This is a genomic window from Bradyrhizobium sp. MI1.7 (assembly GCF_055811795.1).
In genome coordinates this window covers 68,554-79,245 of the sequence record NZ_JBVVPO010000044.1, presented here as the reverse complement: position 1 = coordinate 79,245, position 10,692 = coordinate 68,554, and the positions used below count along the sequence as shown (strand labels likewise).

The following is a 10,692-nucleotide window of genomic DNA, read 5'->3' as shown; positions in this document are numbered from 1 at the left end:
CCCCCCCCCCCGTCCCCCCGGGGGCGGCCCCCCCCTCCCCCCCCCCCCGGGGGGGGGGGGTGGGGCCGCCCCATCGCCCGCTCCGTGCGCGGGCGGGGGGGGGGGGGCCATCTCTCAACACGGGCGGTGTTGGACGTGGAGGGACCGTCACCCCACCCCGGTCCGCATTCCGCTTCGCTTCATGCGCACCGACCCTCCCCCTCCAGGGGAGGGTGAAGGAGGCGACGGACCCCATGCGTAGCACGCTTGGCGGCTCGATTGAACTTGGCCGCGCGAGCGGCTAAGGCATCGGGCCAAGTTCGGAGGGAACACATGACGACGCCCACGGCAGTGGCGCTGGAAGACGCCAAAGTCGCGTTCCGGCTGGGGGACGACCGGGTCTATACGGCGGTGGAGAAGGCCCATCTTTCGGTCGCGCAGGGCGAGTTCGTCGCCATCGTCGGGCCGACCGGCTGCGGGAAATCGACCCTGCTCAACGTCGCGGCCGGCCTGCTCAAGCCCGCCGCCGGCAGCATCAAGATTTTCGACCGGCCGCTTGCGGGGCTGAACCGGGACGCCGGCTACCTGTTCCAGGCCGATGCGCTGTTCCCCTGGAAGACCGCGCTCGACAATGTTGCGATCGGGCTCGAGATCGCGGGCACGCCCCGCGCCGAGGCGCTGCAACGCGCGCAAAAATGGCTGACTTCCGTCGGCCTCGGCGCCTTCGCCAACCGTTATCCGCACATGCTCTCGGGCGGCCAGCGCAAGCGCGTGGCGCTGGCACAGGTGCTGATCCGCGACCCAAAGATACTCCTGATGGACGAGCCGTTCGGGCCGCTCGATGCGCAGACCCGCCAGGTGATGGGCAATCTGCTGCTCGACCTCTGGAATGCCGACCGCAAGGCCGTGCTGTTCGTGACCCATGATCTCGAAGAGGCGATCGCGCTCGCCGACCGCGTCGTGATCATGTCGGCGGGGCCGTCCTCGCGCATCATCGGCGACTGGCGCGTGAGCTTGCCGCGCCCGCGCGATATTTTCGAGGTGCGGCTGGACAAGGAGTTCCATGCGCTCCACCGCGAGATCTGGAGCGTGCTCAAGGACGAGGTGATGAAGGGCTACGCGCAATCGACCCAAGCGGCGGAGGCGATCTGATGTCGCGCGTGACGCTGCTTGCGCTGCAAGTCCTGGTCGCCGTTGTCTGCCTTGCACTGTGGCAGCTCTTTGCGACCGTGCCGGTGTTCGGAAAAATCCTGTTGCCACCGTTCTTCTTCTCCAACCCGGTCGACGTGTTCAGCCAGATCGTCAAATGGTTCTCGTCCGGCGTGATCTGGAAGCATCTCGGCATCACGTTGACGGAATCGATTCTGGCGTTCGTGATCGGATCGCTCGGCGGCGTGCTGGTCGGCTTCTGGTTCGCGCGCCAGCCGCTGGTTGCCGCGGTGTTCGATCCTTACGTCAAGATGGTCAACGCGCTGCCCCGCGTCGTGCTTGCGCCGATCTTCGCGCTGTGGCTGGGCCTCGGCATCTGGTCCAAGGTCGCGCTCGGCGTGACTCTGGTGTTCTTCATCGTGTTCTTCAACGTCTATCAGGGCGTCAAGGAGGTCAGCCGCACCGTGCTCGACAATGGCCGCATGCTCGGCATGAGCGAGCGGCAGCTGATGCAGCATGTCTATTGGCCGTCGGCGCTGTCGTGGATGTTCTCCTCGCTGCACACCTCGGTCGGCTTCGCCGTGGTCGGCGCAGTCGTCGGCGAATATCTGGGATCGGCGGCGGGGCTCGGCTATCTGATCCAGCAGGCCGAAGGCATCTTCGACGTCGCCGGTGTGTTCGCCGGCATGTTCGTGTTGTCGGCCTTCGTCATCCTGATCGACTTCGGGGTGACGCTGGTTGAGCGCAGGCTGCTGGTCTGGCGCCCGACCGTGGACGGGCGGGGGTAGTCCGCCTCGTTTGGCTGCTGACGTTTATGTGATTGACCGCCCGGAATAGAACGCCCGGCCATACGTCATACCCCCATGCAACCACCTGCATGGGAGTTCAGGATGCCCCCCTCACAGTTCCGCCGCGCCGTAGCGGTGTTCGCAGGCAGATGCCGATGGCCCAGGCCCGGCCTCGGTACGGCGTTCCTTGCCGCGCCAATTCTGGTCGCGTCCGCACTCCCGCTGCTCGTGTTCGCGCATGAATCCCATCCGGCCGCCCCGCCGGCCGCGGTGAGCACGGAGGAGCGTGCGTTTTTGGAAGAAAACGAAGCGGCGATGACCAAGATGATGAACGACATGGCGGCCAAGCCGACCGGCGACATCGATCGCGACTTCGTCGCAATGATGAGTCCGCATCATCAGGGCGCGATCGAGATGGCGGTCATCGAATTGCGCTATGGCAAGAACGAGCAGCTGCGGCGCATCGCCCAGGAAATCATCGTCGACCAGATGCAGGAGATCGCGGCCATGAAGCTCGCGATCGGCGAGCCGGCGACAGACACCACGCCCGCCCCGACCCAACCGCCCTCCGCTCCCAACACAACCGTCCATCATCATCCGGGCATGCAGATGGATATGTCCACGGGAATGAAGAAGTAGGAGTCGCAGATGACCACGTCACGAAGCACCATGATGAAGAGCATTTTCCTGGCGGCCACGATGCTTGCGACGGGTTCGGTCGCGAGGGCGGGGCAGGCGCCGGGCGCGCTGTCCGGCCCCGATATTCCGATCAGCCACCACGACCGTGTGTACGCCGCAGAGCAGTTCTCGAATACGGTCTCGGTCACCGATCCCGTCGATAACAAGCTGCTTGGCGTGATCCGGCTGGGCGACCCGCAGCCAGGCAATTTCAGCCCGCTCTACAAGGGGCAGGTGCTCGTGCACGGTATGGGCTTTTCGCCCGATCACAAGACGCTCGCCGTGGTGTCGATCGGTTCCAATTCGGTGAGCTTCATCGACACCGCGACCAACGCGGTCAAGCATATCACTTACGTCGGACGATCGCCGCACGAGGCGTTCTTCACGCCGGACGGCAAGGAAGTGTGGGTCACCGTTCGCGGCGAGAACTACGTCTCCGTCATCGATCCGATCAGCTTCAAGGAGAAGACTCGCATCACGACCCCGAACGGGCCGGGCATGCAGATTTTCTCACCCGACGGCAAATACGGCTACATCTGCTCGTCGTTCAATCCCGAGACCGACGTCGTCTCGGTGGCCGAGCACAAGATCATCGCCACGGTGAAGCAGGAGAGCCCATTCTGCCCGAACATCGCGGCGACGCCGGATGGAAACCAGGTGTGGTTCACGCTGAAGGACGTCGGCCGGACACAGGTGTTCAACGCCAGGCCACCGTTCAACGCGATCAAGACGATCGATACCGGGCCGATCACCAACCACGTCAATTTCGCGCACACCGCCAAGGGCACGTTCGCCTACGTCACCATCGGTGGCCTGAACGAAGTAAAAGTGTTCCGCACCGACGATTTCTCGCAGGTCGCGACGATCCCGGTCGGCAATCTGCCGCACGGCGTCTGGCCGTCCGGCGATGGCACGCGCATCTATGTGGGGCTGGAGAACGCGGACGCACTCGCGGCCATCGACACGGCGACCAATAAGGTGGTCGGGAACGTTCCGATCGGCCAGGCGCCGCAGGCAATCGCGTATGTTCCAAATGCTGCGCCTAACCCTGATGACCGCCAGAATTTGCAGGCCCTCGGCGTTGCCGGCCAAGTCGCTCATCTCACGCTTGCGTCGAAGGACGGTGCGAAGGACGGCACGGCGCCGACCAGCGTGTCGCTGTTCGATCAGGGCCTGATTCAGATCTTGCAGGCTTCGGTGACGGGACTTCAGCCCAAGCAGAAATATGTGCTTGCCCTGGCGGAGCATGGCGACGGCAGTGGCCCGTTGCAGCCGTTGGCGGCGTTCATGACCAATCCGGCTGGATCTGCCATCGTCAATGTGGCCGGTCCGATCCGGCAGATCGTCGACCAGTCCGCCGCTGAAGCAAGGCGGTACCTGGTGATTGCGGCCGGTGACGCGGCCATGCCTGGTGAGGCGGTCCAGATCGAGGCGCGATGACGCGCCGTCCGACGTCGGCAAAGGGCAGGTGGAGCGGCTCGTGAAGGACATGCTGGTTCAGGTCGAGCCGCTTATCCCCGCGCTCCGCCGCTACGCGCGCGCGCTTTTGCGCGATCGCGTGGCTGCCGATGATCTGGTTCAGGATTGCCTGGAGCGTGCCGTCAGCCATTGGCATCAGCGGCGCGACGGCAGCGTGCGCGCCTGGCTGTTCAGCATCCTCCACAATCTGGCGGTCACGCAATTCCGTCAGGCGACGGCGCGGGGCAGGCATATGCCGATCGACGATGCAGGCGAGCGTGAGCTTGTCAGTGCCGCCGCGCAGGAGCACAGGCTGATCTATCAGGATGTCCTGAAAAAGCTTGCGAGACTGCCGGAAGAGCAGCGTGCCGTGTTGTTGCTTGTTGCGGTTGAGGATCTATCCTACGCGGACGCCGCGGGAGTGCTGAAGATCCCGGTCGGGACCGTGATGTCACGCCTGTCGCGCGCGCGGGAGAGGCTATTGCAGGAGATGGAGGGCGTGGCTCCAGGGAACGTCGTGGCATTGCGGGGCGTGAAATGAACCGCCGGCCGATCACCGAGGATGATCTCCACGCCTATGTCGACCAGGCGCTCGAGCCTGAGCGGCGCGCGGAGGTCGCATCCTATCTGGACGATCATCAGGATGTCGCCACGCGCGTTGCGGCCTTCGCCACCCAGCGCGAGCAGCTGCGCGGGGCATTTGCGTCGATCGCCGACGAGCCGTTGCCGGCCGAGCTGAATCTGTCGCACATCATCGAAAGCCGGAGGCGGTCTCCCATGCGGGCGTGGTGGGCGATCGCTGCGATGTTGCTTCTCGGCATCGGCGGTCTCGGCGGATGGACCATGCGCGGCGTCTTGCAGGAGGGCTCGAACGGACTGTCTGCGCTGGCACAGGAGGCGGCCTATTCGTATGGCGTTTACGCACCGGACCGCGTGCGGCCGGTCGAGATAAGGGCGTCCGACAGTGCCGAGCTCACGCGATGGGTATCGAATCGGCTGAAACAGCCGGTCAAGGTGCCGGACCTCTCCGGCTCAGGTTATCGGTTGATGGGCGGTCGCCTGGTTGCGACGTCGCACGGCCCGGCCGCGATGTTCATGTACGATGACGATCGCGGCGACCGGCTTGTCGTGCTGACGCGTCCGATGAGCAACCGCAACCTGGATACGCCGATGATGCCGCAATCGACCGGCGATGTCGCGGGCTTCGTGTGGGCAGATGGCGGCATGGGTTACACGCTCGTCGGCCAGCTTCCGGGAGACACCCTCAAGCCGATCGCGAACGAGATCCGGAAGCAGACGCGCCCGATCTAGCCTCGAAACCGACGAAATGGGCCCGCACGGCAGTGCGAGCCCGAACGTTCAACCGGCCCGAGTTGCGGGGAGCCTAATCCAGCAGCTTGGTGTCATCGGGCGCCTGCGGAGGCGTCTTGATCGCGATGGCCTTGACTTGACCGCTGATCGGCTTGGTGCCGCCATGCGGCGTTCCCTTGGGGATGATGACGAGGTCGCCGGGTTTCACCGTCACCTCCTTGTCGCCGAGCCAGATCGTCCCGGTCCCGTCCAGGATGTACTGGATCTCGTTGGTGTTGGGATGCATGTGCTTGGGCACATTGCCGACCTGGATCGAGATGGTGGCGCCGTCGGCGCTGGCAAACATCTTGGAACGGTAGCCGACATTGTTGGCGGGCCCGAGCGCGTCGCCTTCCATCTCGCCGGTATGGATGATCTGCGCGGTGACGTTCTCCGCGGCCAGCGCCGGCCGGAGCAGTTGGTTTGCGCCGCATCCGGCGGCAAAGGCGGCGGCGATCGACAGCCCGATTGCAAGGCGATTCATGGATGATCCTCCCCATCAAGAATTGTTCTTGTCTGAGCATGTTATTGCGCCGAAAGGCCAATGGCCAGTGCCACTTAAGCGGTGCTTCTCAAGCCAGTCCCGCTGCTCTATGGTGCCGCCGGCCGAACGGAGGAAACCAATGAAGAACACGATTGCCAGGCTCGCCGGCGCGCTGCTCGCGCTCACGCTCACCACCGGTCTTGCCGCGGCGCAAAGCAAGGTCACCATCGCGATCGGCGGCGGCGCCTGCCTGTGCTATCTGCCGACGGTGCTGGCAAAGCAGCTCGGCGAATACGAGAAGGCGGGCCTCAATGTCGAGCTCGTGGACCTCAAGGGCGGCTCGGACGCGCTGAAGGCCGTGCTCGGCGGCAGCGCCGACGTGGTCTCCGGCTATTTCGACCATTGCGTCAACCTCGCCGCCAAGAAGCAGGAGCTTCAAGCCTTCGTGGTCTATGACCGTTATCCCGGCCTCGTGCTGGTGGTCTCGCCGTCGCACACGAACGAAATCAAGTCGATCAAGGATCTCGCCGGCAAGAAGGTCGGCGTCAGCGCGCCCGGCTCCTCGACCGACTTCTTCCTCAAATATTTGCTCAAGAAGAACGGGCTCGATCCCGCCGGCACCGCCGTGATCGGCGTCGGCCTCGGCGCCACCGCCGTGGCCGCGATGGAGCAGGGGCAGATTGACGCCGCCGTGATGCTCGATCCCTCCGTCACCGTGCTCCAAGGCAGCCACAAGGATCTGCTCATCCTCAGCGACACCCGGACCCAGAAGGACACGCTCGAGACGTTCGGCGGCGAATATCCGGGCGGCGCGCTGTACTCGACCGTGGCCTGGATCAACGGCCACGAGAAGGAAACGCAGGCGCTCACCAACGCAATGCTGGCCACGATCGGCTGGATCCATTCGCATTCGCCGGAGGAGATCATGGCGAAGATGCCGGACGAGATGGTCGGCAAGAACAAGGAGCTTTATCTCGCCGCGCTGAAGAACACGATCCCGATGTTCTCCGAAACCGGCAAGATGGACCCGAAGGGCGCGGACGCGGTGCTCGCGGTGTTCAGCGTCGGCTCGCCCGAGGTGGCCGCCGCCAAGATCGACGTCAGCAAGACCTTTACCAACAAGTATGTCGATCAGGCCAAGAAGACCACGGGGAATGCCAAATAACTGACGCGAAGGCATTGTAATCAGCTGTCATGACGTCATTGGTCATTCATCGCGTCACGACGCTTGATCTTGCCGTGCGGCCAATCGCCTGGCCGTTCGCGGAGGAACGCCGCGCCGAGATCGCGGCGCATTTCGCCGAGAAGCAGCGCGAGCGGCCGAAGATGTGGAACGGCCGCGTCCTGCTCGGGCGCGATGCCGTGTTCACGGACGGCCATCTCGCCGCGACCTATTTCGAGACGGATTTCGCGAGCTTCCTTGCCTGGCGCGACTGGGGCTTTCCCGACAGGGCCGTGTTCAACGGTTTTGGCATGGGCGCGCTGCGCGCCTCCGACGGCGCCTTCATCATGGGCGAGATGGCGCAGCACACCGCCAATGCGGGCCGCATCTATTTCCCCTCGGGCACGCCCGATCTGGACGACGTCAGTGACGGCGCGCTCGACATTCCCGGCAGTGTCATCCGCGAACTCGGGGAAGAGACCGGCTTGACCGCGGCCGACTACCGGACCCAGCCGGACTGGCACTGTGTCGTCACTGGTCCGTCGATTGCAATGATTCAAATCATCAACCTGGACATGCCGGGTGACGTGGCCCGGGCCCGGATCGAGGCCAACCTCGCCCGCGAAGCCGAACCGGAGTTGTCGGCCATTCATCTCGTGCGCGGGATGAGTGATCTCACGCCGACCATGCCGCGATTTGTCACGGCCTTTATCGAGCAGCAGTTCGCGTCGCGCTGAAGCGCGAGGCTTGACATCGCTGCCCCCAGCCCATGTGATGGGCCAAAAAGCAAAAGCAAGAAGACTGCAATGCACAATCGTCCAGGGAGGTTTTAATGCGCCTGCGCATGGCTGCCCGCTTGGTACGTGGGCTGTTGGTCGCGATATCAGCGACGGGCTTGATGGCTTCGGCCCAGGCTCAAGAGAAGAAGATCAAGATCGGCGTTGTTTTCGACCTGACCGGGCCTCTCGCGGGCGGTGGATCTGAGCTCGGCTATATCGGCGCAAAAATTATTCTCGACCATTTCGCCAAGACCGGCGTCGAGGGCTACATGATCGAGGCGGTCTACGCCGACGCGCAGAGCAAGCCCGACATCGCCATCAACGAATCCGTCCGCCTGCTCGAGCAGGAGAAGGTGGACATGGTGCTCGGCTTCTTCTCCTCGGCGCAATGCGTGCCGGTCGCCGCCCGCGTCGAGCAGCTCAAGAAGTTCATGTGGATGACGACCTGCATCTCGTCGGCCGTGTTCAACGACAAGGGCTACAAATACGTGTTCCGCCCGCAGGCGAGCGGCGACCAGTTCGGCATGATGACGATGGATTTCATCGCGCAGAATGCCAAGGCGAAGTTCGACAAGGAGCCGAAGGACCTGCGCGTCGCCATCATCCACGAGGATGGCGCCTATGGCGTCGACGTCTCCAGGGGCAATGAGGCAGGCGCGAAGAAGGCGGGCTTCAACGTCGTGATGAAGGAAGGCTATTCGGCGACGGCGCCCGATCTCTCCGCGCTGGTGACCAAGCTGAAGCGTGCCAAGCCCGATGTCATCTTCCACACCGGCTACAACCCTGACATCACGCTGTTGCTGCGCCAGGCCCGCGAGCAGGGGCTGAAGTTCGGCGCGCTGATGGGCCATGGCGCCGGCTACGGCGTCTACGAGAAGCTGAAAGAGGGGATGGGGGTCGACGCTACCTACATCTTCAACACCGACCCGATCTCGATCTGGCTCGCCAACCAGAAGACCATGGATCCCAAGCTCCCGCCCGTCATCAAGATGGTCGGCGAGGAGTTCGACAAGATCAGGCCCGGCGTTGCCATCCGCTCGGCGCATGTCGGCATCGGCGCGTCCAACACTTACGTGTTCATGAGTGATGTGCTGCCGCGCGCGATCAAAAAGTATGGCGGCGTCGATCCCGACGCGCTGCGCAAGGCCGCGCTCGACACCGACATCCCCGAAGGCGGCACGATGCTCGGCTTCGGCGTCAAGTTCTACGGCGAGGGCACGCCGATGGCCGGGCAGAACGAGCGCTCATTCCCGGTCGTGATCCAGTACATCGACGACAAATCCTCTGTGGTGTGGCCCAAGAGTCAGGCGCAGCGCGAGGCCGTGCTGCCGCTGCCGAAGGGCACCACCTACAGCAACCAGTAGCGGCGGAGCAGGGCGGTGCTGGAAGTCAGCGGGCTGGTGAAGCGGTTTGGTGGCTTCACCGCCGTCAACAACGTGTCGTTTCGGGTCGATCAGGGCGAGATCCTCGGCCTGATCGGCCCCAACGGCTCGGGCAAGAGCACGATCTTCAACATGCTCTCCGGCACGCTGGCGCCGACAACCGGCTCGATCCTGTTCGGCGGCGCCGAGATCGCAGGCCTTGCGCCGCACCGGATCATCAACAGCGGCATCGGCCGCACCTTCCAGATTCCGCGGCCGTTCCGGCGCCTGACAATCTTCGAGAATGTCGCACTGGCCGGCTTCTACGGCCAGGGCCGCCACAGCCGTGCCAGGGCGGAGGAGGCGGCCGAGCGGTCACTTGCGATGGTGGGCTTGCCGACCGATCGCCATGCCAGCGTCGATGGCCTGGGCGCAGCCGGCCTGAAGAAGCTCGAATTGGCGAAGGCGCTCGCCACCGCGCCAAAACTGCTGCTTGCCGACGAGAGCCTCGGCGGTCTCGACGAGACCGAGATGGACCAGGCGGCGGACATGCTGCGCAACATCCGCGACGAGCTCGGCATCACGATCATCTGGGTCGAGCACATCATGGGCGTGCTGATGCGCGTCGTCGACCGCGTCATGGTGCTCGATCACGGCGAGAAGATCTCGGAAGGCTTGCCGAGCGCGGTTGCCGGCGACCCGCGCGTCATCGAGGTCTATCTCGGCACCGATGCCGAGACCACGCAGGCCGCGGCGGCGGAAGCGCGCCGCCGCTCGGGAGGCTAGACGATGCTGGAGCTTCGTTCGGTCAGCGCGGGTTACGGCACGTTCCAGGCGCTGTTCGACGTCAATCTTGACGTGAAAGCGGGCGAGGCCGTCGGCGTCATCGGTCCGAACGGCGCCGGCAAGACCACCCTGATGCGCGTCATCTCCGGCCTGATCCGTCCCACGCGCGGGTCGATCAGGATGGAGGGCGTCGATGTCGTGGCGACGCCGCCGCACAAGATCGTCAGCCTCGGGATCGCCCATGTGCCGGAGAACCGGCGGCTGTTTCCGCAGCTCACGGTCGACGACAATCTCAAGATGGGCGCCTTCATGAAGGAAGCGCGCGGCCACTATGCCGAGCGGCTGGATGTCGTGTTCGACCTGTTTCCGCGCCTGAAGGAACGCCGCCACCAGATGGCCGGCACCATGTCCGGCGGCGAGCAGCAGATGTGCGCGATCGGCCGCGCGCTGATGTCGAATCCAAAACTCCTGCTGCTCGACGAGCCGTCGGCGGGGCTGGCGCCAGTCGTGGTGCAGCAGGTGTTCGAGCTGGTGAAGCGGATCCGCGCCCGTGGCCTGACGGTGCTGATCGTCGAGCAAAACGTGCAGCAGGTGCTGAAAGTGGTTGATCGCGCCTATCTGATCGAGGCGGGCACGATCCGGGCGTCCGGCACCTCGGCCGAGATGCTGGCGAGCGACACGGTCAAGGAAGCGTATCTCGGGGTATGAGGTTCATGCA

General features: G+C 64.5%; 12 protein-coding genes. 11 read left to right on the top strand and 1 reads right to left on the bottom strand.

Annotation, left to right across the window (positions count from 1 at the left end):
• Positions 1 to 312 precede the first annotated feature (312 nt).
• The 6 genes from AC0L3X_RS31550 to AC0L3X_RS31525 all read left to right on the top strand — a co-directional run bounded on the left by AC0L3X_RS31550 (position 313) and on the right by AC0L3X_RS31525 (position 5,363).
• Positions 313 to 1,131 (top strand): ABC transporter ATP-binding protein, encoded by an 819-nt coding sequence (locus tag AC0L3X_RS31550; protein WP_014493075.1) that lies wholly within the window; start codon positions 313 to 315, stop codon positions 1,129 to 1,131.
• Positions 1,131 to 1,916 carry an ABC transporter permease gene (locus AC0L3X_RS31545; protein ID WP_063981635.1) on the top strand — a complete coding sequence of 262 codons (786 nt, stop codon included), beginning with the start codon at positions 1,131 to 1,133 and terminating at the stop codon, positions 1,914 to 1,916. Before AC0L3X_RS31550 ends, AC0L3X_RS31545 begins: the two co-directional genes overlap by 1 nt.
• A 102-nt stretch (positions 1,917 to 2,018) precedes the next feature.
• On the top strand, positions 2,019 to 2,555 hold the full coding sequence (locus AC0L3X_RS31540; RefSeq protein WP_063981636.1) for a DUF305 domain-containing protein: 537 nt from the start codon (positions 2,019 to 2,021) through the stop codon (positions 2,553 to 2,555).
• 9 nt (positions 2,556 to 2,564) lie between these two features.
• A complete protein-coding gene (locus AC0L3X_RS31535) occupies positions 2,565 to 4,034 on the top strand; it encodes a YncE family protein (RefSeq protein WP_063981637.1) in 1,470 nt (489 codons plus the stop codon).
• Between the two features lie 49 nt (positions 4,035 to 4,083).
• Entirely contained in the window at positions 4,084 to 4,593 is a 510-nt protein-coding gene (locus tag AC0L3X_RS31530; protein WP_210387729.1) for a sigma-70 family RNA polymerase sigma factor, read from the top strand.
• Positions 4,590 to 5,363: an anti-sigma factor family protein gene (locus AC0L3X_RS31525; RefSeq protein WP_063981638.1), complete on the top strand. Its 774-nt coding sequence runs from the start codon at positions 4,590 to 4,592 to the stop codon at positions 5,361 to 5,363. Before AC0L3X_RS31530 ends, AC0L3X_RS31525 begins: the two co-directional genes overlap by 4 nt.
• 73 nt (positions 5,364 to 5,436) lie before the next feature.
• Here the strand turns inward: AC0L3X_RS31525 and AC0L3X_RS31520 are convergent, their stop codons facing one another.
• Entirely contained in the window at positions 5,437 to 5,886 is a 450-nt protein-coding gene (locus AC0L3X_RS31520) for a cupin domain-containing protein (protein WP_015684397.1), read from the bottom strand.
• Positions 5,887 to 6,025: 139 nt separating this feature from the next.
• On the opposite strand from AC0L3X_RS31520, the gene AC0L3X_RS31515 reads away from it, so the two are divergent.
• The 5 genes from AC0L3X_RS31515 to AC0L3X_RS31495 all read left to right on the top strand — a co-directional run bounded on the left by AC0L3X_RS31515 (position 6,026) and on the right by AC0L3X_RS31495 (position 10,682).
• Positions 6,026 to 7,051 (top strand): ABC transporter substrate-binding protein, encoded by a 1,026-nt coding sequence (locus tag AC0L3X_RS31515; RefSeq protein ID WP_063981639.1) that lies wholly within the window; start codon positions 6,026 to 6,028, stop codon positions 7,049 to 7,051.
• 29 nt (positions 7,052 to 7,080) lie between these two features.
• Positions 7,081 to 7,785, top strand: coding sequence for a hypothetical protein (locus AC0L3X_RS31510; protein ID WP_063981640.1), 705 nt, complete (start codon positions 7,081 to 7,083; stop codon positions 7,783 to 7,785).
• Positions 7,786 to 7,880: 95 nt separating this feature from the next.
• A complete protein-coding gene (locus tag AC0L3X_RS31505; protein ID WP_063981641.1) occupies positions 7,881 to 9,191 on the top strand; it encodes an ABC transporter substrate-binding protein in 1,311 nt (436 codons plus the stop codon).
• 15 nt (positions 9,192 to 9,206) lie between these two features.
• Positions 9,207 to 9,974, top strand: a complete 768-nt coding sequence (locus AC0L3X_RS31500; RefSeq protein ID WP_063981642.1) for an ABC transporter ATP-binding protein — start codon at positions 9,207 to 9,209, stop codon at positions 9,972 to 9,974.
• Positions 9,975 to 9,977: 3 nt separating this feature from the next.
• On the top strand, positions 9,978 to 10,682 hold the full coding sequence (locus tag AC0L3X_RS31495; RefSeq protein WP_028150400.1) for an ABC transporter ATP-binding protein: 705 nt from the start codon (positions 9,978 to 9,980) through the stop codon (positions 10,680 to 10,682).
• The last annotated feature ends 10 nt before the right edge of the window (positions 10,683 to 10,692 follow it).

Coding starts and splice junctions, on each gene's coding strand:
- AC0L3X_RS31550 (WP_014493075.1), top strand. CDS start 313: ATGACGACGCCCACGGCAGTGGCGCTGGAAGACGCCAAAGTCGCGTTC.
- AC0L3X_RS31545 (WP_063981635.1), top strand. CDS start 1,131: ATGTCGCGCGTGACGCTGCTTGCGCTGCAAGTCCTGGTCGCCGTTGTC.
- AC0L3X_RS31540 (WP_063981636.1), top strand. CDS start 2,019: ATGCCCCCCTCACAGTTCCGCCGCGCCGTAGCGGTGTTCGCAGGCAGA.
- AC0L3X_RS31535 (WP_063981637.1), top strand. CDS start 2,565: ATGACCACGTCACGAAGCACCATGATGAAGAGCATTTTCCTGGCGGCC.
- AC0L3X_RS31530 (WP_210387729.1), top strand. CDS start 4,084: ATGCTGGTTCAGGTCGAGCCGCTTATCCCCGCGCTCCGCCGCTACGCG.
- AC0L3X_RS31525 (WP_063981638.1), top strand. CDS start 4,590: ATGAACCGCCGGCCGATCACCGAGGATGATCTCCACGCCTATGTCGAC.
- AC0L3X_RS31520 (WP_015684397.1), bottom strand. CDS start 5,886: ATGAATCGCCTTGCAATCGGGCTGTCGATCGCCGCCGCCTTTGCCGCC.
- AC0L3X_RS31515 (WP_063981639.1), top strand. CDS start 6,026: ATGAAGAACACGATTGCCAGGCTCGCCGGCGCGCTGCTCGCGCTCACG.
- AC0L3X_RS31510 (WP_063981640.1), top strand. CDS start 7,081: ATGACGTCATTGGTCATTCATCGCGTCACGACGCTTGATCTTGCCGTG.
- AC0L3X_RS31505 (WP_063981641.1), top strand. CDS start 7,881: ATGCGCCTGCGCATGGCTGCCCGCTTGGTACGTGGGCTGTTGGTCGCG.
- AC0L3X_RS31495 (WP_028150400.1), top strand. CDS start 9,978: ATGCTGGAGCTTCGTTCGGTCAGCGCGGGTTACGGCACGTTCCAGGCG.